The following is a 20,496-nucleotide window of genomic DNA, read 5'->3' as shown; positions in this document are numbered from 1 at the left end:
TCGTAAAATTATTACTTTACGCTAGGGAATGCTGACGAAGTGGCGGGGCAGATCGACAGGATGGCGGACCCGGACGCCGGGTGGAGCCTGCCCGCCTGGACCTATAGCGATTCCGAGTTTTTCGCGGCCGAAGTGGAGCGAATCTTCCGCCCGGCCTGGCAGATCGTCTGTCACCAGAGCGACATCTCCGCGCCCGGCGATTTTCATACGTTGGATTATATCGGCGAAAGCGTGATCGTGATGCGCGGCGAGGATGGGGCGGTGCGGGCCTTCATCAATGTATGCCGCCATCGTGGGGCGCGGATCGTGGATGCCTCCAGCGGGTGCGCGAAGAAGTTGGTCTGCCCCTATCATGGCTGGACTTATGAGACGGACGGGCGGCTGACCGGGGTGCCGATGAAGGCCAGCTATGGCGCGGCGTTCGCGATGACGAATCATGGGTTGGCACCGGTCGAGGTGGAAAGCTGGCAAGGTTTCCTGTTCGTGCGGCTGGCGAATGATGGCGGGCCGTCGGTGGCGCAGATGATGGCGCCCTATGTCGAGGAGGTCGCGCCCTATCGGTTCGAGGATGTGCGTGCGCTGGGGCGGGTGACGCTGCGGCCGCGCAGCGTCAACTGGAAGAATATCGGCGATAATTATTCGGACGGGCTGCATATCGCGGTGGCGCATCCGGGGTTGAAACGACTGATGGGCGATGGCTATGGCGTGGAAGCCTCCACCCATGCCGACAAGATGTGGGGGCCGATAGTAGGCCGGCCTTCGGCCAATCTGTCCGAGCGGGCCTATCAGCATTTCCTGCCCGACGTGCCACATCTGCCGCCTGAACGGCAGCGGCTGTGGACCTATTATAAGCTTTGGCCCAATTTCGCTTTCGACATCTATCCCGACCAGGTGGATTTCATGGCCTGGCTGCCGGTGTCGCCGACGCAGACGCTGATCCGCGAGATTAGCTACGCCCTGCCGGATGACCGCCGGGAAATGAGGGCGGCGCGCTATCTCAATTGGCGGATCAACCGGCAGGTCAATGCCGAGGATACGGCGCTGGTCGCGCGGGTGCAGGCGGGGATGGCGTCGGCCAGTTTCACCGTGGGGCCGCTCAGCGAGCAGGAAGTGGCGCTGCGGCATTTTTGCGGGCGGGTGCGCGATGTGATCCCGCAGGCGCGGCTGCATCGCGCGCCGGGGATGGGGTGGAGCGGCAGGATATGAGTGGCGCGCGGGTTTCTCGACTTCGCTCGAAACGAACGGATGTAGGAAGCATGTCATGACGAAATCCTACGACGCCGTCATCATCGGGGGTGGGCATAATGGGCTGGTCTGCGCCTTCTATCTAGCGCGGGCGGGCTATAAGGTCCGCATATTGGAGCGGCGCGCGGTCGTCGGCGGGGCGGCGGTGACGGAGGAATTCCATCCGGGGTTCCGCAACTCGACCGCCAGCTACACGGTCAGCCTGCTCAATCCCAAGGTCATCCGCGACATGCGGTTGGTGGACCACGGCTATCGCGTGATCGAGCGGCCGATCAGCAATTTCCTGCCGCAGGAGGACGGCGGTTACCTGAAGCTGGGTGGCGGGCTGGAGCGGACGCAGGCCGAGTTCGCCAAGTTCAGCGCGCAGGACGCGGCTGCCCTGCCCGCTTATTATGACGCGCTGGAGGTGGTGGCCGATGTGCTGCGCGACCTGGTGCTGAAAGCGCCGCCCAATGTCGGCGACGGGCTGAGCATGATCGTGGAGGCAGTCAAGCAGGGTCGGCGGGTCGCGGGACTGGGGATCGAGCAGCAGCGCGACGTGCTGGACCTGTTCACCAAGTCGGCACGCAGCTTCCTCGACTCATGGTTCGAGAGCGACGCGGTGAAAGCGGCGTTCGGTTTCGACGCGGTGGTGGGTAACTATGCCAGCCCGGATACGCCGGGCAGCGCCTATGTGCTGCTGCATCATGTGTTCGGCGAGGTGAACGGCAAGAAGGGCGCATGGGGCCATGCGGTGGGCGGCATGGGCACGATCACGCAGATCATGGCCAAGGTCGTAACCGCCATGGGGGTGGAGATCAGCCTGGAGACGCCGGTCGAGACGGTGCTGGTCGATGGCGCGCGCGCTGTCGGCGTGCGGCTGGAGAGCAGCGAAGCGGTGATGGGCGGGGCGGTGATCGCCAATGTCGGGCCGAAAGTACTGTATGAGCGGATGATGCAGCCGGGCGATCTGCCGACCGATTTCGTCAAACGGATCAAGGCGTTCAAGGCGGGGTCGGGCACGTTCCGCATGAATGTGGCGCTGGATGCCCTGCCCGACTTCACCTGCCTGCCCGGTGTGGGCGAGCATCATCAGTCGGGCATCATCATCGCGCCGACCTTGGACTATATGGATCGCGCCTTCATGGACGCGAAGCGCGACGGATGGTCGAAGGCGCCGATCGTGGAAATGCTGATCCCGTCCACGATCGATGACAGCTTGGCACCGGAGGGGTGCCATGTGGCGAGCCTGTTCTGCCAGCAATTCGCGCCGGAGCTGCCCGATGGCCGATCCTGGGACGAAGTGCGGGAGGCGGCGGCGGATGACATCATTGCGACGGTGGAGGCCGCGGCGCCGGGCTTCGCCAGGAGCGTGATCGCGCGGCAGATTCATTCGCCGCTCGACTTGGAGCGCAAGTTCGGGCTGGTCGGCGGGGACATCATGCATGGCAATCTGACGCTGGACCAGATGTGGGCGGCGCGGCCGGTGCTGGGCCATGGCGCGTATCGCGGGCCGGTGAAGGGGCTATATATGTGCGGCGCGGGGACTCATCCGGGCGGTGGCGTGACCGGCGCACCGGGGCATAATGCGGCACGCCAGGTGTTGAAGGATAAGGCGTTGTTTGGGAAATGGCGCGGGCGCGGGTAAGCGTCTTGCCCTCCCCCGCGCGCTTCCGTAAAGCACCGGTTCATGCCCGACATCTTCATACCCGACGCCACACCCGCGCTGACCGGCCAGGTGTTGTTTCCGCACAAGCATCTTCTGTCCATCGCGGACCTGAAGCCCTGGGAAATCCGCTTCCTGCTGGATGAAGCGGAGCATTGGGCGGAGGCGAACAAGGGCCGGGCGCGCAAGCATGACGGGCGGCTGGCGGGGATGACCCAGATCAACGCCTTTTTCGAGAATAGCACGCGCACTTTGTTGTCGTTCGAGATCGCCGGCAAGCGGCTGGGCGCGGACGTCGTCAACATGCACGCCGGCCAGTCCAGCGTGAAGAAGGGCGAGACGCTGATCGACACGGCGATGACGTTGAACGCGATGGCGGCCGACGTGATCGTGATCCGTCACGCCAGTTCGGGCGCGGTGCGGCTGATCGCGGACAAGGTGGACTGCCCGGTGTTGAACGCGGGCGATGGCTGGCATCAGCATCCCACGCAAGCGCTGCTCGATGCGCTGACGATCCGGCGGCGCAAGGGCGGGTTCGAGGGGCTGGTGGTCGCGATCTGCGGCGATGTGCTGCATAGCCGGGTGGCGCGGTCGAACATGCTGTGCCTGGCCGCGCTGGGCGCGCAGGTGCGCGCGGTGGCGCCGCCGACGCTGCTGCCGCCGGAGGTCGAGATGCTGGGGGCGACGCCCTTTACGAAGATGGAAGAGGGGCTGGAGGGGGCCGATGTCGTCATGATGCTGCGGTTGCAGAATGAGCGAATGGACGGGGCCTTCATTCCCTCCCCGCGCGAATATCATGCGCTCTACGGGCTGACGCCGGAGCGACTGGCCATCGCCAAGCCCGACGCGCTGGTGATGCATCCGGGGCCGATGAACCGGGGCGTGGAGATCAGCAGTTCGGTCGCCGATCATCCCGAGCGCTCGGCGATCACCGAGCAGGTGGCGATGGGCGTGGCGGTGCGGATGGCGTGCCTGGACGTGCTGACACGCGGGGCGCGCGGCGTGGAGGGATGGGCGTGAGCAAATTCCCCATGTCCGTTCGGGCTGAGCCTGTCGAAGCCCTGCCCTTCTCATGTGCGCAACGGTCAAAAGAAATTATGGCCCTTCGACAGGCTCAGGGCGAACGGGTTGGGAGCATAGCCCATGAGTAAGATCGCCATCATCAACGGCAGGCTGGCCGATCCGGCTGGCGATACGCTGACGCCGGGGGTCGTGTTGATCGAGGGCGACCGGATCGTCGCGGCGGGCGATGTCAGGGTGCCGGAGGATGCGCTGCGGATCGATGCGCAGGGGCTGGTGGTCGCGCCGGGCCTGATTGACCTCGGCGTCTTCGCGACCGACAAGCCGGCCTTTCATTTCGGCGGGATTACGCGCGCGGCGCTGATGCCCGACCAGCGCGCGCCGCTGGATGAGGTGGGCCTCATTCGCCAGGCGACGCGGGCGGGCAAGCCTGATTTCTGGGTGCATCCGATCGCGGCGGCGACGCGCGGGTTGCAGGGTCAGGAAATGGCCGAAATGGGCCTGATGCATATGGCGGGGGCGAAGGCAGTCGGCACCGGGCGGCAGTGGATCGCCGATTCAGGCGTGATGCTGCGGGTGCTATCCTATGCCAGCGGGCTGGGCCTGACGGTCATCGCCCATGCGGAGGATAGCGGGCTGACCGCCAAGGCGGTGGCGACCAGCGGCGAGACGGCGACGCGGCTGGGTCTGCCCCACGCCCCGGCCTGCGCCGAAGCCCTGGCCATCGCGCGCGACGTCATGCTGGCGCGCGAAACGGGCGCGGCGATCCATTTCCGGCTGGTGACGACCAAGGCGGGCTTCGACTGCATCCGCGCCGCCAAAGCGGAGGGTTTGAAAGTCACATGCGGCATCAGCCCGGCCTATCTTTATCTCAACGATCAGGCGGTGACGGATTTCCGCACTTTTGCGCGGCTTTCCCCGCCCCTGCGCGACGAGAGCGACCGGCAGGCGAGCCTGGCGGCGGTCGCCGACGGCACAGTGGACGTCATCACCTCCAGCCACGACCCGCGCGGACCGGAGGATAAGCGCCTGCCCTTTGCCGACGCTTCGCCCGGCATGGCTGGGGCGGAGACGCTGCTGGCGCTGTCTCTCAACCTGGTGCGCGACGGGCAGGTGACAATCAACCGGCTGATGACGTTGCTGTCGGCCAATCCGGCGAAGATATTGGGCGTCGATGCAGGCAGCTTTGCGGCGGGCAGCGCCGCTGACCTGATCTTCATCGATCCCGACGCGCCCTGGATCGTGGATTCGGCCAAGATGGCGGCGGCGGCGGGCAACACGCCATTCGACCGCCTGCCGGTGCAGGGCCGGGCACGGCGGATCATGAAGGGCGGTATGTTCCTTTAGGCAGCGGAGGGAACCCCCCGCCCCCTCGCGCGCTTGCCATGCTTGACCAGCAGGGGACGCGGATGACGCAGAGAGTGGCGCAGCAGGTGCATGTCGATGCGCCGTGGAAGATACCGCCGCGGGCGTGGTGGGAAATATTGAAGCGCGTCTATACCGCGCTGTCGGCCAATCATATCGGCCTGCTGGCGGCGGGCGTCGCCTATTATGCTTTTCTGTCGATCGCGCCGCTGCTGGCGGCGGTCGTGCTGACCTATGGCCTTGTCGGCGATCCCGCGATCGTCAGTCGGCATATGCAGGCCATCATCACTGTCGTGCCGGCCGACGCGGCCGGGCTGATTAACGACCAGTTGCTGGGCGTGGTCAGCACGCGCAAGCCCGCCATCGGGTTCGGCCTGCTGCTGGCGCTGGCGATCGCCGTCTATGGCGCGACGCGGGCGGCCTCGGCGATCATGGAGGCACTCAACATCGTCTATGGACAGAAGGAAGGGCGCAATATCTTCCGTTTCTATCGTACGTCGATGGGGATCACCTTTTCGGCCGTGCTGGTCGTGGTGGCGGGTGTGTTTACCGCGACGGTCATCGGGCTGTTGCAGGATTTCCTGACCAATTGGGGACCGGGCGTGCTGTTTGCGATCAAGGCGGCGACATGGATGTGCGCGGGGTTGCTGGCCAGCGTCATCTTCGGGCTGATCTACCGGTTCGGCCCCAATCGGCGCCATGCGCAATGGCAGTGGCTGACCGTGGGGTCGGTGTCGGCGACACTGTTCTGGCTGGTCGCGACGCTGGGCGTGTCCTTTTACGTGTCCACATTCGGCAATTATAATAAGACCTACGGATCGCTGGGCGCGGTGGTTGTGCTGCAATTATGGCTGTTCGTATCGGCCTATATCGTGCTGCTGGGCGCGCAGATCAACGCGGAAGCCGAGCGCCAGACCAGCGTCGACACCAGCGTCGCGCCACAGGACGCACAAGCCGCATAATCGCGCTTGCCCTCCCCGTCATGCCACGCTAAAGCGCCCTCCTTCGCTGGCCTGGCCAGTGCAGGAGTGTAGCTCAGTTGGTAGAGCGTCGGTCTCCAAAACCGAATGCCGTGGGTTCGAGTCCCTCCACTCCTGCCAAGCGAACTGGCCGCGAACCCTTGTATATGCAGGGGTTCGCGGCTAAGTGCGCCGGAGCGATTTCGCGGTGGCCGGAAACGGACGCCGGTTGAAAGCGCGGCCGAACAGGCCGGCGAATTTGGTCGCGGAGCACGTGGCCGCACCCCCGGACGCCAAACAGGGCGGGATCGGGAGGGCGGACTGTTGCTTCGCGATTTGGTGTTGGTTTAAGAAGTGAAGGCAGGCGATGGCGAAGGTTTCCCCCGGCGAATTCGTCAATCAGGTGCAGACCGAGGCGAAGAAGATCGTGTGGCCCACCGGCCGCGAAACCATGATGACGGGCGTGATGGTCGTCATCATGACGACGCTGCTGGGCCTGTTCTTCTTTGGGATCGACACCTTCTTCGGTGCGATCGTCCAGTGGTTGCTGGGCGTCGCGGCAGGGCAGGCCTGAGTTTCTGGTTGCCGCGATTTCCCGGAAATTGCTGGCCGGCCTGATTGGGATTTTGAAAGGGTAACATGGCGCGCTGGTACATCATCCACGCCTATTCGGGCTTCGAAAACAAGGTCAAGGAATCGATCCTGTCCGAAGCCGAGCGCATGGGCCTCTCCCAGCTGGTCGAACAGGTCGAAGTGCCTGTCGAAACGGTGACCGAGGTCAAGCGCGGCAAGAAGGTTCAGGTCGAGCGCAAGTTCATGCCCGGCTATGTCCTGGCAAAGCTGGCGATGAACGACGATATTTACCATCTGATCAAGAACACCCCCAAGGTGACGGGTTTTCTGGGATCGATGGGCAAGCCGCAGGCGATCAGCGAAACCGAAGCCGCGCGCTATTTTGGCGCACGCAAGGAAGCCGAAGCCGCGCCCAAGCACAAGGTCAGCGTCGATTACGAGATCGGCGACAGCGTCAAGGTGCTGGACGGCCCCTTCGCCAGCTTCAACGGCGTGGTCGAGGAACTGGATTTCGAAAAGAATCGGGTGAAGGTGTCGGTGTCGATTTTCGGTCGCGCCACCCCGGTCGAACTGGATTTCGAGCAGGTAGAACTGTCGAAGTGATTACGTCATCCCAGCGAAGGCTGGGATCGCGTGCCTCAAGCCGTTCCCTTGCGGCCTGAGATGCCAGCCTTCGCTGGCATGAAGACAAGGGAAGAAACGCGGGAGAAAGCTTCGGCTTTCGTTTGAACCGCTAAACTTGAACCGGGCGGATCGCTTGCGAACCGCCCAGCAACAGAGTGAGTGACAATGGCCAAGAAGATTACGGGCTATATCAAGCTCCAGGTGCCCGCTGGAGACGCCAAGCCTGCCCCGCCGATCGGCCCAGCCCTGGGTCAGCGCGGCGTGAACATCATGGAATTCTGCAAGGCGTTCAACGCGCAGACCGCCAATGTCGAGAAGGGCACGCCCCTGCCGACGATCATCACCGTCTATGCGGATCGCAGCTTCACCTTCACGATGAAGCAGCCGCCGGCCACCTTCCTGATCAAGAAGGCGATCAACCTGAAGTCGGGTTCCAAGGAACCGGGCAAGATCGTCGCCGGCAAGATCACCCGCGCCCAGCTCGCCGAAGTCGCGCAGGCCAAGATGGCCGATCTGAACGCGAACGACATCGACGCTGCAACGAAGATCATCGAAGGCTCCGCTCGCGCGATGGGCCTCGACGTGGTGGAGGGCTAAGACCATGGCAAAGCTGACCAAGAAGGCGAAGGCCCTGGCCACCGCGATTGACCGCGAAAAGCTGCACGGCGTCAACGAAGCGCTGGGCCTTATCAAGACCCACGCGACCGCCAAGTTCGACGAAAGCGTCGAAATCGCGATCAACCTGGGCGTCGACCCCCGTCACGCCGACCAGATGGTCCGTGGCGTTGTCACCCTGCCCGCCGGCACCGGCAAGGACGTTCGCGTCGCCGTGTTCGCCCGCAACGACAAGGCTCAGCAGGCGCTCGACGCCGGCGCCGACATCGTGGGCGCAGAAGACCTGCTGGAATCGATCCAGGCCGGCAACATCGATTTCCAGCGCGTTATTGCGACGCCGGACATGATGGGCCTGGTCGGACGCCTGGGTAAGGTGCTTGGCCCCAAGGGCCTGATGCCGAACCCGAAGCTGGGCACCGTGACGCCGAACGTCGCCGAAGCCGTGAAGGCCGCCAAGGGTGGTCAGATCGAATTCCGCGTCGAAAAGGCCGGCATTATCCATGCTGGTCTGGGCAAGTCGAGCTTCTCGGCCGAAGATCTGCGCAAGAATTTCGACGCATTCGTCGATGCGATCGTGAAAGCGAAGCCGACCGGTTCGAAGGGCAAATATGTCCGCAAGATCGCCCTGTCGTCTTCGATGGGTCCGGGCGTGAAGGTCGATGTGGCGGAAGTCGCCGCAGTCTGATCTTTATGCTATAGCGTTAAGGCAAGCCTCCTTCTGCGGGAACGCGGGAAGGAGGCTTTCCTGTTTGGGGAAGCCGTGAATCGGCGCTCCCCCAAAAGCCGTTCGGGCTGAGCCTGTCGAAGCCGCTTTCTTCTTTAAGCAAGAAGTGTGGCCGTTGGCTACGCCGACCTTCGGGTCGACAGGCTCAGGGCGAACGGAGGTTGGTTTACAACCTAGAATCAGGGCGTGTGACCTGCCGCCCTGGGCTCCTGCATTCGCAGGAGCACTGAAGGTCTTGTTGTATCCGTCGGAAGAAGGCGGGTCGCTTTATCCGATGGAAAACAAGAACATGGCATTTGACACTCTCCACCCTCTCCTCGCCCAGGCGCTGACCACCAAGGGCTATGAAGCGCTGACCCCTGTGCAGTCCGAAGTGACGCAGGAAGAGGCCTTCGGCCGCGACCTGATCGTGTCGGCGCAGACCGGTTCGGGCAAGACCGTCGCCTTCGGCCTGGCCATGGCCAGCGAATTGCTGGGCGACGCCGATCGGCTGCCCCCGCCCGCCTGGCCGTTGGCGCTGGTGATCGCGCCGACCCGTGAACTGGCGTTGCAGGTCAGCCGCGAGCTGGAATGGCTCTATGCCGGCGCTCGCGCCCGCATCGCCACCTGCGTCGGCGGCATGGATGCCGCCAAGGAACGCCGCGCCCTGGCGCAGGGCGCGCATATCGTGGTCGGCACGCCGGGCCGTTTGCGCGACCATCTGGAGCGTGGCGCACTGGACCTGTCGGCGCTCAAGACCGCCGTGCTGGACGAAGCCGACGAGATGCTCGACATGGGCTTCCGCGAGGACCTGGAAGGCATTCTCGACGCCACGCCCGATGGCCGCCGCACCTTGCTGTTTTCGGCCACCATGCCCAAGCCGATCGTACAGCTGGCCCGCCGTTACCAGAAGGACGCGTTCCAGATCACGTCGGCCGCAGGGGAACGCGGCCATGGCGACATCAGCTATCAGGCGATGACCGTCGCGCCTGCCGATATCGAAAACAGTGTGGTCAACCTGCTGCGCTATCATGAAGCGGAAACGGCCATGCTGTTCTGCGCCACGCGCGACAATGTCCGCCACCTGCATGCCAGCCTGACCGAGCGGGGCTTTGCCGTCGTGGCGCTGTCGGGCGAGCATAGCCAGAATGAGAGAAACCAAGCGTTGCAGGCGCTGCGCGACAAGCGGGCGCGGGTGTGCGTGGCGACCGATGTCGCCGCGCGCGGCATCGATCTGCCCTCGCTGACTCTGGTGGTGCATGTCGAACTGCCGCGCGACGCCGAGACGATGCAGCATCGGTCGGGTCGCACCGGGCGCGCGGGCAAGAAGGGGACGGCCGTGCTGATCGTGCCCTATCCGCGTCGCCGCCGCGTCGAATCGATGCTGAAGGGCGCTAAGATCCCGGTCGAATGGACGACCGCGCCGAGCAAGGAGGCGATCGCCGAGCAGGACGCCCAGCGGCTGCGCGCGCAATTGCTGGCGCCGGTGGAGCTGGAGGAGTCCGACTGGGCGCTGGGCGCCGAGTTGCTGGAAGCCAAGAGCGCCAAGGAAATCGCCGCGATGCTGGTAAAGAGCGCCCGGTCCGCCATGCCTGCGCCCGAAGAGTTGCTGGACGCCAGCGAAGCGCCGGCGCGCCGAGACGGGCCACGGCCGGGCTTTGAGGATACCCAGTGGTTCCGCATGAATATCGGCCGGACCCAGAATGCCGATCCGCGCTGGATTTTGCCACTGATCTGTCGCCGGGGCCATGTGTCGCGTGGCGACATCGGCGCGATCCGCATCACGGCGAACGAGACGATGTTCGAAATTCCCAAGGCGATTTCGGCCAAGTTCCTGGCCGCCGTGCGCCGGTCCGGTGAGGCCGGTGACGAGGGTGCGGACGTGATGTTCGACCCCGTCGATGGCGCACCGCGCGAGGAAGCGCGGGAAAATCGCCGCCAGCTGCGCCCGTCCAACGACGCCCGTCCCAACCGTAGTGGTCCGCCCCGTGGCGGTCCGGGCGCCGGGTCGCGCGGTGGCGCTGCGCCGCATAGCCCACGCCCGTTCAAGGGCGCAGGCGCAGGTGGCCCGCGCAAGGGGCCGCCCCGCAGCCGGGGTTAAATCCCTTTCGGACAGGTAGGAGCTTTCAGGGCCGTCAGTCATTGCATCCCGCATGACCGACGGCCCTTTGCTTATCCCCATATTGGGCGACCAGTTGACGCCCGACATCGCGTCGTTGCGCGCGGCTGACAAGGCGCGCAGCGTCGTGCTGATGATGGAGGTGGCGGACGAAACCAGCTATGTCCGCCATCACAAGGCCAAGATCGCCTTCATCCTGTCCGCCATGCGCCATCATGCCGATCGGTTGCGGGCGCTGGGCTGGACCGTCGAATATGTGACGCTGGACGATGCCGCCAATAGCGGCAGCTTCACCGGCGAGGTTGTTCGCGCCGTGGAGCGGCACCAGCCAGCCGCCATCCATGTCACCGAAGCCGGGGAATGGCGGGTGCAGGCGATGCTGGAGGCGTGGGAGACGCGCTTCGCCGTGCCGGTCGTCATCCATGAGGATGATCGTTTCCTCTGTTCCCATGCAGAGTTCGACACTTGGGCGGCGGCGCGCAAGCAGTTGCGGATGGAATATTTCTATCGCGACATGCGGCGCAAGACCGGCCTGCTGATGACGGCTGAGGGGAAGCCCGAAGGCGGCGAATGGAATTATGATGCGGAGAACCGCAAACCAGCGCCGAGGCGCGACCTGCTGATGCCGCAGCCTTTGCGGTTCGCGCATGATGCGATCACCCGCGCGGTGCTGGACATGGTAGCGGAGCGCTTTTGCGACCATATCGGCAGCCTGGACCATTTTCATTTCGCGGTGACGCATGAGGACGCGATGCGGCAACAGCGGCGCTTTCTGGACGAGGCGCTGCCGCGGTTCGGCGATTATCAGGATGCGATGCTGACCGACGAGCCGTTCCTGTGGCACTCGATCCTGTCGCCCTATATCAATGCCGGGCTGCTCGATCCGATCGACCTGTGCCGCGCGGTCGAGGAACGCTATCGGGCGGGGAAGGTGCCGCTCAATTGCGCGGAAGGGTTCATCCGACAGATCATCGGCTGGCGCGAATATGTGCGCGGCATCTATTGGCATGAGGGGCCGGATTATGCGCGACGCAACGCGCTGGGGGCCACCCGTCCCCTGCCCGGCTTTTACTGGACCGGCGAGACGGACATGCATTGCATGGCCCAGGCGATCGGCCAGACGATCGACCATGCCTATGCCCATCATATCCAGCGGCTGATGATTACGGGCAATTTCGCGATGTTGGCGGGGATCGACCCGCATCAGGTGCATGTCTGGTATCTGGAAGTCTATGCCGACGCCTATGAATGGGTCGAGCTGCCCAATACGCTGGGGATGAGCCAGTTCGCCGATGGCGGACTTCTGGGGTCCAAACCCTATGCGGCGGGCGGCGCTTACATCAACCGGATGTCGGATTATTGCGGCAATTGCCGATACGATGTGAAGCAGCGCGTGGGCGAGAATGCCTGCCCGTTCAACGCGCTTTACTGGGATTTCCTGGCACGAAACGAGGCAGTGTTGGGACGCAATGTCCGCCTGGCCATGCCATATCGCAACTGGGCCAAGATGGCCCAAAAGGACCGCGCGGCCGTCCAGGATCAGGCCGCGCGGTTTCTGTCTTTACTCGATTAGGTCGCGCCGCACAGCGCCAGCATCCGGCTGGCGAGTTCGCGTTCGCCCATCACGACATGGGGCACGCCCAGCCCCTGGAGATAGTCGACCTCCGCATCGCTGTGCGCGCGGGCGACGACGTCCAGATCGGGATTGAGATGGCGGGCATGTTCGTGGATCGCGCCGCCTTCGAACCCTTCGGGCACCGCGATCAGCAGGCGGCGCGCCTTGGCCACGCCAGCGGCATGGAGGTGCCGGTCCTCCAGCGCATTGCCGCGCACGACGGACAGGCCTGCTTCCTCGGCTTCCTCCGCTTTCTCTGCATCGTCTTCGATCACGACGAAGCGAATATCGCGCTGGGTCAGGCCAAGGGCGATCAGCTTGCCCACCCGGCCATAGCCGACCAGGATGATATGGCCGACCGCAGGGGCGGCTGCAGCGACGCGCGCGGCTTCGTCGTCCACTTCCTCCTGCTTGCGGTCGCGCACGACCAGCGAGAAGAGGATGGGATTGAGGAAGATCGACACGATCGCCCCGGCCAGGATGAGGTCGCGCGCGTCGGGCGGCAGGACGTTCAGGCCCGTACCCAGCGAGGCGAGGATGAAGGAAAATTCACCGATCTGCGCCAGGCTGATGGCAATGGTGAGGGCGGTGTCGTGCGGGTAGCGGAACAGGCGCACGATGCCATAGGCCGCGATTGATTTGCCCACGACGATGATCGCGACGGTGGCCAGCAGCGGCAGCGGCTGTTCCCACAGGACGGCGGGATTGAACAACATGCCGACCGATACGAAGAACAGTACGGCGAAAGCGTCGCGCAGGGGCAGGGTTTCTTCGGTGGCGCGGCGGCTCAAGGGGGTTTCGCCCAGGATCATGCCGGCGAAGAAGGCGCCCAGCGCGAACGACACGTCGAAGGCATAGGCCGCGCCGAATGCGACGCCCAGCGCAATGGCGAGGACGGCCAGGCGAAACAGCTCGCGCGATCCGGTGTGGACGACCCAATGCAGCGCCCAGGGGATGACGCGGCGGCCCACCACCAGCATCAGGGCGACGAAACCCGCGACCTTGAGCAGGGTGCCGACCAGCGGGGCGATGAGCGCGCTTGCGCCGCCGCTGGAGTCGGCATTGTTGATGACGGCGGCGAGCGCTGGCAGCAGGACGAGCGCCAGGACCATCACCAGATCCTCCACGATCAACCAGCCGACCGCGATTCGGCCACGGCGGGTTTCGACCAGATTGGCCCCCTGGAGGGCGCGCAGCAGCACGACAGTGCTGGCGACCGACAGCGCGAGGCCGAAGACGATCCCGCCCATCAGCGGCCATCCCATGAGGTGGGACAGGCCCATGCCGAGCAGGGTCGCGACCGCGATCTGCACCAGCGCGCCGGGGACCGCGATATTCTTGACCGACAGAAGGTCTTTCAATGAGAAATGCAGGCCGACGCCGAACATCAGCAGGATGACGCCGATTTCGGCCAGTTCATTGGCCAGCCCCGCATCGGCGACGAAGCCGGGCGTGAAGGGACCGACCATGATGCCGGCGACGAGATAGCCGACCAGCGGCGAGAGTTTGAGGCGATGGGCGATGGCGCCCATGATGAAGGCGACGACGAGGCCGGCGACGATGGTGCCGATCAGGGGCGTGTGATGGGGCATGGATGGCTTTCGATCCTGTCGCCGGACACTGTCGGGCTGGTCCGGCGGATTGACTATACCACATCCGTTCAGTTCGCACCTGACGAGAAGACCCTACATGGTTCTCGACACGCTCGAACCGAACGGACGTAGGGCATTATTCTACGACGGTCATCATCACCGCGGACAGACCGGCGGCGGCGAGCGCCAGACCGGACATGACGGCGGGCATGAACCACCAGGGCGGGCGGCGCCGGGTGCGCCGTGCTTTCCTGCGAGGCATGGGATGTTCCTTCTTCCGACGAAAGCCCGCGAGTGTGTGCGGGCGGAGACGCGAATCGTCAGGAAGCGGCAGGTGGGGCGCGGGCGCGACGGGTGCGCGCCGGGGCGAAGGAACGGGGGTGTTGGGAGAAGCGGGCCGCAGGGGCGATCGGGCGCGCGTGACGGCCGACCAGCAGGACCATTGCGAGGGCGAGGGCCAGAATCAGGGGCGGCGCGCCGTCGCCATCGGGGCGCGGGGCCGTGACGACCTGCGCCGTGGCCTGGGTCCGCGCCTTGAGCACGACGTCGGCGGTGGCGGGATTGAAAGCGGAGCCGGTGGTGCGGCTAAGCGGCGGTCCGATCGGCGCCAGCGCGGACAGCAGGGTGACCAGAATCAAGGTCCACAAGGCGATAAGGACAGGCAGGCGCATGACCGCGCCCTTCCCTTTCCATCCCTGCCCTGTGGCTCGCCGCATATGGTCCTTATTCCCTTGTCCGCCGCCAAGATAGGCACGACGAAGCCGGAAAACCACCCCTGCCCTTCCCCGCCATCGGTTGACAGGTGCGAGTCATTCCACTAACGGGCCACATTCCCGCGCGGGTCGGCTAAGGCATCATGTCTTTGGTGAGCTGCGTAAAGCAGATTTGAACGAGAAGAGACAAGCCATGTTCGCTATCGTGCGCACAGGCGGCAAGCAGTATCGCGTCGCCGCCGGAGACAAGATCGTCGTTGAAAAGATGGCTGGCGAAGCCGGCGACCAGGTGACGCTGGGCGATGTCCTGCTCGCCGGCGAAGGCGGCGAACTCAAGGATGTGGGCGGCCTGACCGTCGCAGCCGAGATCATCGCGCAGGCGAAGGGCGAGAAGGTCATCGTCTTCAAGAAGCGTCGTCGCCACAATTATCGCCGCAAGAACGGCCACCGCCAGCGTCACACGATCCTGCGGATCCTGTCGATCGGCGGCGAAAGCAAGAAGGCCGACAAGGCCGCTGCCAAGACCCAAGACGCAGCCCCGGCTGCGGCCGAAGCCTGATCGCTTCGCGCCAGATATTCCAGGAGTTTAGACAATGGCACATAAAAAAGCTGGCGGTTCGTCGCGCAACGGTCGCGATTCTGAGTCGAAGCGCCTTGGCGTGAAGAAGTTCGGCGGTCAGGAAGTGATCGGCGGCAACATCATCATTCGCCAGCGCGGCACGCGCGTCTATCCGGGCCGCAATGTCGGCATCGGCAAGGACCACACGCTGTTCGCGCTGAACGAAGGCCGCGTGGTATTCCACACCGGCAAGCTTGGCCGCAAATATGTGTCGGTCGACGCACTGGCCCAGGCGGCCGAATAACGGACGATCGATGACGGATCGTCCCCCGCAAAAGGGGCGATCCTCCCGGTCGGAGCCTGCACAGGCACCGCCGGTTTCGAGGGAAACAAGGGGCGCTCCTTTCTTGGGAGTGCCCCTTTTTCCGTTGCCCGTTTCTTGCCGAAACGCGGCTGACCGACAAGGGTGCATTTCTCTTCCGATTTCCCTCAAGCCTCTGGAACTCCACGCCTTCTCGCGCGTCTTGCGGGCGGGGAATCATCCAGAACAATGCGTCGCGAAGTCGTCATGATTGGCGGCTAGGGGCGCTGATAAGAGGAGAGACGAGAATGTTTGCCCGTACCCCCCGCCTGCTCCTGCGTCCGGGCTGGATGGAAGATGCCGCCACGCTGGCCCAGGCCATTGGCGACCCCGCAATCCTGCGCAACCTGGCGCGCACGCCCAGTCCCTACGGTATTGAAGACGCCAAGGCGTTTCTGGCGCTGCCGCAGCATCCGCAACTGCCCCGTCTGCTGGCCTTCACCCGCACCCAGGGCGCCCCGCGCCTGGTCGGCGGGTGCGGTGTGCATCTGGACGAGGATGGCGCGCCCGAACTGGGCTATTGGATCGCCCGTCCCTATTGGGGGCTGGGCTTTGCGACGGAGGCCGCGCGCGCCGTGCTGGGCATGGCGCGGGCCAATGGCGTGCGCGACATCCGCGCCAGCCATTTCGCGGACAATCGCGCGTCGGGCAATGTCCTGCGCAAGCTAGGCTTCCGCTTCACTGGGCGGACCGCGCAGCGATACAGCCTGGGCCGCGACGCGATGGTCGATTGCCTGTTTTTCGAAGAAGGCGACGATGGTCGACAGAGCAACGACCCAGCGATGGACCTGTATCGCGATGCCGTGATGCCGATGGCGGCGTAACGACGATTCGCGCGGGCGCAATTTGCTGCCCGCGTATCGATCGTCTTGTCAGTCTATGATGGCGGTCGAACCGGATGGAAAATCGACGCCCGTAAATTCGGGGTAGGCAGCGCGCAGCAGGGCGACCTGCTGCGCATTGTCGATGCGGACGAGGAACCATTGTCCCTCATCCTTCAGCGCCAGCGTGCTGGTCTTGCTCTGCATCTTGCCCGCGTCGGGGATGGCGATGACGCTGTGCGTCGGGATCAGCATATAGGTTCGGCTTTTATCGGGCGTCGCGGCGACCTTGGCCGCCGACAGGTCCATGCCGAAGGACAGGAACGTCAGCCCGTCGACCGCTGCGACAGCCTGAGCGGCGACCATCTCCTTCAACCTGGCTTCCGACAGGCCGACCTTGGCCGCCATGACGCGCAACAGGCGCGGGGGAATGAAGTCGATGCTTTCTTCTATGCGCCCCGCCTTCATCGCCGCGTCGAAGGCTGCGATGCGGCTTTCGATCACGGTGCGATCGGCTGGTGGGATTTGCTGAGCATGAGCTTGGATACCGATCGATCCGGCGAGCAGCCATGCCGCCAGGCCGATCGCCCGCAGCGTTCCTATCTTCATCCGATTGCTCCCAAATTGGTCGCGCGACCGGTCGTTGCTCTGGGTCGATCAAAAACGCGGGTCGGCTTTCCGGCCAGTTCTGTGTCGGTCAGAACGGCAAAGCCCAGCTTCTCCGCTACTTTGATAGAGGCCGCATTGTCTGGATCGATGATGCAGCGGGTGGAGGCGGCCGCGACATGGGCGTCGCTCCAGTCGAGGATCGCCTGCATTGCTTCGGTGGCGATCCCCCTGCCCCAGGCTTGCGGGCCGAGCACCCAGCCAGCTTCCGGCACGCCATCCAGTTCGGGCAGACCCCGCTGCGCGCTGAGCAACCCAGCTTCGCCCAGGAAAGCGCCGCTGTCGCGCGCCTCGATCACCCACATGCCGTAACCGAGCAGCGACCACATGCCGGCATAGCGCAGGATGCGGAACCAGACCGCCTGGCTGTCGAGCGGGACGCCGCCAATGTGGCGGACGACATCCGGGTCGGCCCAGAGCGTGCGGCAGGCGGCATAATCCTGGATCCTGTGGGGGCGGAGGATCAGGCGGCTAGTTTCGAGCGTGGGCGCAGTGGACATACGTCGATAAGAGCGCCCCGCTTTCCCCTGGTCAAGCGGCCGAGGGGAGCGCGCCGCCTGGCCGCGCATGCGCATAGGGGCTGTCGGCGAGCGCAATGAGCGCGCGGTCGTCCACCGCCCAGGGATGGAAGCCAGGCAGGAAATAGCCGAACCATGGCCGCGCCACACGGCGCAATATGCCCGGCCGGACCAGCGCATAGCGCAGTAGCCCGCCCCAGGCGCGGCGGCCGGTAATGCCGTCCTGCCGCAGCAGGTCCATCATGCCGCGGGCGCGGTGGTGCAGGAAATGCTTCGTCACGACCAGCATCATCGCGGTCTTCACCCACCAGCGCCTGAACCGGCTCCAGTCACGCGTGGCGTGGACCCAGGTGTCGTGCGCGACGCCCTTATGCTCGATCTCCTCGATCGCGTGCCAGCGCCACAACGCTGCGCTTTCCGGGTCGGCGCCGTCGAGATGGCGCGGGTCGCTGAGCAGTTCATGGGCGAGAATGGCGGTGAAATGTTCCAGCGCCATGGTCGCGGCCAAGCTGGCGATCGGCGGACGCTGTTTGGCGAGGTCCAGCATCATCGTCACGTCCGCGTCGAGGCGCGAGACGTCATAGCCATGGTCGGTCACCTGCCGGTTGAAGGCGAGATGTTCGCGGCTGTGGATGACTTCCTGTTTGATGAAGGCGGCGATTTCACCTGCCAGCCTGTCGGGCACGCCGTCGCGGAAGGCGCGGACGCTGTCGATGAAATAGGCTTCGCCGCGCGGGAAGGTGATCGACAGCGCGTTAAAGAAAGCCGTGGCGATCGGGTCGCCGTTCAGCCAATGTCGCGCCGTCGCACGGTCTCGTCCGAAACGGCGGTCGCGCGGCGTGATGGTGAGGTCGGTCGGGGTCATGGATATGTCTCCGGTCGTTACTTACATTGATGTAAATAAGAGTTGCTTACAATCATGTCAATAAAGCGCGCGCGCCTCAGCCCGGATGAAAGTCGCCTCGTCGCCGTGGAGGCGGCGCGCGACCTGCTGATCGAAGCGGGGCCGCAGGCGGTGACATTGAAGGCCGTGGCGGGACGCGTCGGACGGACCCACGCCAATCTGCTGCATCATTTCGGATCGGCGGCGGGATTGCAGAAGGCGCTGGCGGCGCATCTGGCCGACACGATCACGGCGAAGATCGGCGAGGCGGTGGATGCGGCGCGACGCGGGAAGGTCAGCCCGCGCACGATCGTCGACATGACGTTCGATGCGTTCGACCGGGAGGGCGCGGGGGCGCTGGCGAGCTGGATGCTGGCATCGGGCAATGAGGATGCGCTGGACCCGGTGGTGGAAGCGATCCACCGGTTGGTGGACAAGCTGGCGGCTACTGCGCTGACCCCCAATGTCGCTGAACTGATCCGGGACAATACGCTGATGCTGGTGCTGCTGGCGCTGGGCGATTCGCAGCTGGGCGGGGCGATGGCTGCCGCGCTCGCCCTACCGCGCGAAAAAGCGCGCGAAATCGCCACGCGCAGCCTGACTTTCGCGCTGATGCAGGAGGCCGCGGCAATGGCGGCGCAAGCCAAGGTTTAACTTTGCGGCATTAAGCGCTATGGGCGCGCACAAGATGGACGGTCGCTGCATCGTCCCGCTGTTTCTTGTTTTACGCATTCTGCGAGCCGCCGACTGTTCCAGCCGGCTTCAGAATGCATTATGGGCGCGCCATGCATTTTCTCGATCAAGCCAAAATCTATATCAAATCCGGCTGGGGCGGCCCCGGCGCGGTCAGTTTTCGTCGCGAAAAATATGAGGAATATGGCGGCCCCGACGGCGGCAATGGCGGCAAGGGCGGCGACATCATCTTCGAAGCGGTGCAGGGCCTCAACACCTTGATCGATTTCCGCTACACCCAGCATTTCAAGGCGCAGCGTGGCACGCCCGGCATGGGCAAGAACCGCTATGGCGCGGGCGGCAAGGATTTGATCATCAAGGTGCCGGTGGGCACCCAGATCCTGTCCGACCCCAAGCCGATCGAAGGCAGCGAGGACGAGGACGGCATCCCCGATTATGAGGACCAGGACGTCCTGGCTGATTTCACCGAGGTCGGGCAGCGCGTGACCTTCCTGCGCGGCGGCGATGGCGGCCGGGGCAACATGTCCTACAAGACCAGCACCAACCGTGCGCCGCGCCAGCATGGCACGGGCTGGCCGGGCCAGGAAATGTGGGTATGGCTGCGGCTGAAGCTGCTGGCCGATGTCGGCCTGGTGGGGATGCCCAATGCAGGCAAGTCTACGCTTATCAACCAGGTGACCAATACCAAGGCGAAGGTCGGCGCCTACGCCTTCACTACCACCAAGCCGCAATTGGGCGTGGTGTTGCACAAGGATCGCGAATTCGTGCTGGCCGACATTCCCGGCCTGATCGCGGGCGCCGCCGAAGGCGTGGGCATCGGCGACCGGTTTTTGGGGCATATCGAGCGGTGTCGCGTGCTTCTGCACCTGATTGACGCCACGGTCGATGATCCGGTCGAGGCGTTTCATATCGTGACCGAAGAACTCGCTGCTTATGGCGAGGGTCTGGATGAAAAGCCGCAGATCGTGGTGCTGAACAAGGGCGACCTGCTGGGGCAGGAGCTGATGGAGGATATTGCCGGACAGCTGCGCGATGAGGCGGGCGTGGAGGATGTGTTCATCATATCCGGTGCGACCGGCGAGGGCGTGGGTCCGCTGCTCGACGCCGTATTGCTGATGATGGACGAGGATAGGCGCGAGGCTGCCGAGGAAGCTGGAAAAGAGAGCGACGGGGCGTGGTCGCCGATCTGACGGCGCCATAGCCCTAC

At 64.6% G+C, this 20,496-nt stretch carries 22 protein-coding genes and 1 tRNA gene; 17 read left to right on the top strand and 6 right to left on the bottom strand.

The genetic code is table 11. The features are described 5' to 3' along the window. The first annotated feature begins 60 nt into the window (after positions 1–60). The 12 genes from CEQ44_RS10245 (at position 61) to CEQ44_RS10190 (ending at position 12,441) form a co-directional block, all read left to right on the top strand. A complete protein-coding gene (locus CEQ44_RS10245; RefSeq protein ID WP_088183777.1) occupies positions 61–1,206 on the top strand; it encodes an aromatic ring-hydroxylating dioxygenase subunit alpha in 1,146 nt (381 codons plus the stop codon). A 55-nt stretch (positions 1,207–1,261) separates the two neighbouring features. After that, complete coding sequence (locus CEQ44_RS10240; RefSeq protein ID WP_088183700.1) at positions 1,262–2,872, top strand: NAD(P)/FAD-dependent oxidoreductase; 1,611 nt, start codon at positions 1,262–1,264, stop codon at positions 2,870–2,872. 42 nt (positions 2,873–2,914) lie between these two features. Continuing rightward, a complete protein-coding gene (locus CEQ44_RS10235; protein ID WP_088183698.1) occupies positions 2,915–3,910 on the top strand; it encodes an aspartate carbamoyltransferase catalytic subunit in 996 nt (331 codons plus the stop codon). 123 nt (positions 3,911–4,033) lie between these two features. Then, on the top strand, positions 4,034–5,257 hold the full coding sequence (locus CEQ44_RS10230) for a dihydroorotase family protein (RefSeq protein WP_088183696.1): 1,224 nt from the start codon (positions 4,034–4,036) through the stop codon (positions 5,255–5,257). 62 nt (positions 5,258–5,319) lie between these two features. Continuing rightward, positions 5,320–6,237, top strand: coding sequence for a YihY/virulence factor BrkB family protein (locus tag CEQ44_RS10225; RefSeq protein WP_088183775.1), 918 nt, complete (start codon positions 5,320–5,322; stop codon positions 6,235–6,237). A 62-nt stretch (positions 6,238–6,299) separates the two neighbouring features. Beyond that, positions 6,300–6,375, top strand: a tRNA-Trp gene (locus tag CEQ44_RS10220). A gap of 226 nt (positions 6,376–6,601) precedes the next feature. Further along, positions 6,602–6,808 carry a preprotein translocase subunit SecE gene (gene secE / locus CEQ44_RS10215; protein WP_088183694.1) on the top strand — a complete coding sequence of 69 codons (207 nt, stop codon included), beginning with the start codon at positions 6,602–6,604 and terminating at the stop codon, positions 6,806–6,808. 65 nt (positions 6,809–6,873) lie between these two features. Then, positions 6,874–7,410: a transcription termination/antitermination protein NusG gene (gene nusG, locus CEQ44_RS10210; RefSeq protein WP_088183693.1), complete on the top strand. Its 537-nt coding sequence runs from the start codon at positions 6,874–6,876 to the stop codon at positions 7,408–7,410. 186 nt (positions 7,411–7,596) lie between these two features. Next, on the top strand, positions 7,597–8,028 hold the full coding sequence (gene rplK / locus CEQ44_RS10205; protein ID WP_088183691.1) for a 50S ribosomal protein L11: 432 nt from the start codon (positions 7,597–7,599) through the stop codon (positions 8,026–8,028). A 4-nt stretch (positions 8,029–8,032) separates the two neighbouring features. Continuing rightward, positions 8,033–8,731 carry a 50S ribosomal protein L1 gene (gene rplA, locus CEQ44_RS10200; RefSeq protein ID WP_088183689.1) on the top strand — a complete coding sequence of 233 codons (699 nt, stop codon included), beginning with the start codon at positions 8,033–8,035 and terminating at the stop codon, positions 8,729–8,731. Positions 8,732–9,059: 328 nt separating this feature from the next. Continuing rightward, positions 9,060–10,850 (top strand): DEAD/DEAH box helicase, encoded by a 1,791-nt coding sequence (locus tag CEQ44_RS10195; protein ID WP_088183773.1) that lies wholly within the window; start codon positions 9,060–9,062, stop codon positions 10,848–10,850. Positions 10,851–10,902: 52 nt separating this feature from the next. Continuing rightward, on the top strand, positions 10,903–12,441 hold the full coding sequence (locus tag CEQ44_RS10190) for a cryptochrome/photolyase family protein (protein ID WP_088183688.1): 1,539 nt from the start codon (positions 10,903–10,905) through the stop codon (positions 12,439–12,441). Here CEQ44_RS10190 and ybaL read toward each other — a convergent pair. The 3 genes from ybaL to CEQ44_RS10180 form a co-directional block, all read right to left on the bottom strand. Further along, on the bottom strand, positions 12,438–14,075 hold the full coding sequence (gene ybaL, locus CEQ44_RS10185; RefSeq protein WP_088183686.1) for a YbaL family putative K(+) efflux transporter: 1,638 nt from the start codon (positions 14,073–14,075) through the stop codon (positions 12,438–12,440). The genes CEQ44_RS10190 and ybaL overlap by 4 nt on opposite strands. 136 nt (positions 14,076–14,211) lie before the next feature. Next, positions 14,212–14,337, bottom strand: a complete 126-nt coding sequence (locus CEQ44_RS25040) for a hypothetical protein (RefSeq protein WP_254913836.1) — start codon at positions 14,335–14,337, stop codon at positions 14,212–14,214. Between the two features lie 58 nt (positions 14,338–14,395). Beyond that, complete coding sequence (locus tag CEQ44_RS10180) at positions 14,396–14,746, bottom strand: hypothetical protein (RefSeq protein WP_254913837.1); 351 nt, start codon at positions 14,744–14,746, stop codon at positions 14,396–14,398. Between the two features lie 235 nt (positions 14,747–14,981). Between CEQ44_RS10180 and rplU the strand changes: the two genes are divergently transcribed. From rplU to CEQ44_RS10165, 3 genes are all read left to right on the top strand, one after another. Further along, positions 14,982–15,347 carry a 50S ribosomal protein L21 gene (rplU, locus tag CEQ44_RS10175; protein ID WP_088183682.1) on the top strand — a complete coding sequence of 122 codons (366 nt, stop codon included), beginning with the start codon at positions 14,982–14,984 and terminating at the stop codon, positions 15,345–15,347. 34 nt (positions 15,348–15,381) lie between these two features. Further along, positions 15,382–15,651 (top strand): 50S ribosomal protein L27, encoded by a 270-nt coding sequence (rpmA, locus tag CEQ44_RS10170; protein ID WP_066604014.1) that lies wholly within the window; start codon positions 15,382–15,384, stop codon positions 15,649–15,651. A 305-nt stretch (positions 15,652–15,956) separates the two neighbouring features. Next, positions 15,957–16,532: a GNAT family N-acetyltransferase gene (locus CEQ44_RS10165; RefSeq protein WP_088183680.1), complete on the top strand. Its 576-nt coding sequence runs from the start codon at positions 15,957–15,959 to the stop codon at positions 16,530–16,532. Between the two features lie 48 nt (positions 16,533–16,580). Here CEQ44_RS10165 and CEQ44_RS10160 read toward each other — a convergent pair whose 3' ends face one another. Genes CEQ44_RS10160 through CEQ44_RS10150 form a run of 3 tightly spaced genes read right to left on the bottom strand, consistent with a single transcriptional unit; the run spans position 16,581 to position 18,578 of the window. Next, on the bottom strand, positions 16,581–17,138 hold the full coding sequence (locus tag CEQ44_RS10160; RefSeq protein WP_088183678.1) for a hypothetical protein: 558 nt from the start codon (positions 17,136–17,138) through the stop codon (positions 16,581–16,583). After that, entirely contained in the window at positions 17,135–17,695 is a 561-nt protein-coding gene (locus CEQ44_RS10155) for a GNAT family N-acetyltransferase (RefSeq protein WP_088183771.1), read from the bottom strand. The genes CEQ44_RS10160 and CEQ44_RS10155 overlap by 4 nt, the downstream gene beginning before the upstream one ends. Before the next feature lie 31 nt (positions 17,696–17,726). Next, positions 17,727–18,578, bottom strand: coding sequence for a metal-dependent hydrolase (locus tag CEQ44_RS10150; RefSeq protein WP_088183676.1), 852 nt, complete (start codon positions 18,576–18,578; stop codon positions 17,727–17,729). 54 nt (positions 18,579–18,632) lie between these two features. Here CEQ44_RS10150 and CEQ44_RS10145 point away from each other — a divergent pair, with 54 nt between their 5' ends. Both CEQ44_RS10145 and obgE read left to right on the top strand, forming a co-directional pair. Beyond that, positions 18,633–19,250, top strand: a complete 618-nt coding sequence (locus CEQ44_RS10145) for a TetR/AcrR family transcriptional regulator (protein ID WP_088183674.1) — start codon at positions 18,633–18,635, stop codon at positions 19,248–19,250. A 131-nt stretch (positions 19,251–19,381) separates the two neighbouring features. Next, entirely contained in the window at positions 19,382–20,479 is a 1,098-nt protein-coding gene (obgE, locus tag CEQ44_RS10140; RefSeq protein ID WP_088183769.1) for a GTPase ObgE, read from the top strand. The last annotated feature ends 17 nt before the right edge of the window (positions 20,480–20,496 follow it).

This window comes from Sphingobium sp. Z007, assembly GCF_900013425.1.
Taxonomy (GTDB): Bacteria; Pseudomonadota; Alphaproteobacteria; order Sphingomonadales; family Sphingomonadaceae; genus Sphingobium.
This window is presented reverse-complemented; position numbering and strand designations above follow the sequence as displayed.

Coding starts and splice junctions, on each gene's coding strand:
- CEQ44_RS10240 (WP_088183700.1), top strand. CDS start 1,262: ATGACGAAATCCTACGACGCCGTCATCATCGGGGGTGGGCATAATGGG.
- CEQ44_RS10155 (WP_088183771.1), bottom strand. CDS start 17,695: ATGTCCACTGCGCCCACGCTCGAAACTAGCCGCCTGATCCTCCGCCCC.
- nusG (WP_088183693.1), top strand. CDS start 6,874: ATGGCGCGCTGGTACATCATCCACGCCTATTCGGGCTTCGAAAACAAG.
- CEQ44_RS10165 (WP_088183680.1), top strand. CDS start 15,957: ATGTTTGCCCGTACCCCCCGCCTGCTCCTGCGTCCGGGCTGGATGGAA.
- rplK (WP_088183691.1), top strand. CDS start 7,597: ATGGCCAAGAAGATTACGGGCTATATCAAGCTCCAGGTGCCCGCTGGA.
- CEQ44_RS10195 (WP_088183773.1), top strand. CDS start 9,060: ATGGCATTTGACACTCTCCACCCTCTCCTCGCCCAGGCGCTGACCACC.
- CEQ44_RS10245 (WP_088183777.1), top strand. CDS start 61: ATGGCGGACCCGGACGCCGGGTGGAGCCTGCCCGCCTGGACCTATAGC.
- rplA (WP_088183689.1), top strand. CDS start 8,033: ATGGCAAAGCTGACCAAGAAGGCGAAGGCCCTGGCCACCGCGATTGAC.
- CEQ44_RS10145 (WP_088183674.1), top strand. CDS start 18,633: ATGTCAATAAAGCGCGCGCGCCTCAGCCCGGATGAAAGTCGCCTCGTC.
- CEQ44_RS10225 (WP_088183775.1), top strand. CDS start 5,320: ATGACGCAGAGAGTGGCGCAGCAGGTGCATGTCGATGCGCCGTGGAAG.
- secE (WP_088183694.1), top strand. CDS start 6,602: ATGGCGAAGGTTTCCCCCGGCGAATTCGTCAATCAGGTGCAGACCGAG.
- CEQ44_RS10160 (WP_088183678.1), bottom strand. CDS start 17,138: ATGAAGATAGGAACGCTGCGGGCGATCGGCCTGGCGGCATGGCTGCTC.
- CEQ44_RS10190 (WP_088183688.1), top strand. CDS start 10,903: ATGACCGACGGCCCTTTGCTTATCCCCATATTGGGCGACCAGTTGACG.
- CEQ44_RS10235 (WP_088183698.1), top strand. CDS start 2,915: ATGCCCGACATCTTCATACCCGACGCCACACCCGCGCTGACCGGCCAG.
- CEQ44_RS10230 (WP_088183696.1), top strand. CDS start 4,034: ATGAGTAAGATCGCCATCATCAACGGCAGGCTGGCCGATCCGGCTGGC.
- ybaL (WP_088183686.1), bottom strand. CDS start 14,075: ATGCCCCATCACACGCCCCTGATCGGCACCATCGTCGCCGGCCTCGTC.
- obgE (WP_088183769.1), top strand. CDS start 19,382: ATGCATTTTCTCGATCAAGCCAAAATCTATATCAAATCCGGCTGGGGC.
- CEQ44_RS10180 (WP_254913837.1), bottom strand. CDS start 14,746: ATGCGCCTGCCTGTCCTTATCGCCTTGTGGACCTTGATTCTGGTCACC.
- CEQ44_RS25040 (WP_254913836.1), bottom strand. CDS start 14,337: ATGCCTCGCAGGAAAGCACGGCGCACCCGGCGCCGCCCGCCCTGGTGG.
- CEQ44_RS10150 (WP_088183676.1), bottom strand. CDS start 18,578: ATGACCCCGACCGACCTCACCATCACGCCGCGCGACCGCCGTTTCGGA.
- rpmA (WP_066604014.1), top strand. CDS start 15,382: ATGGCACATAAAAAAGCTGGCGGTTCGTCGCGCAACGGTCGCGATTCT.
- rplU (WP_088183682.1), top strand. CDS start 14,982: ATGTTCGCTATCGTGCGCACAGGCGGCAAGCAGTATCGCGTCGCCGCC.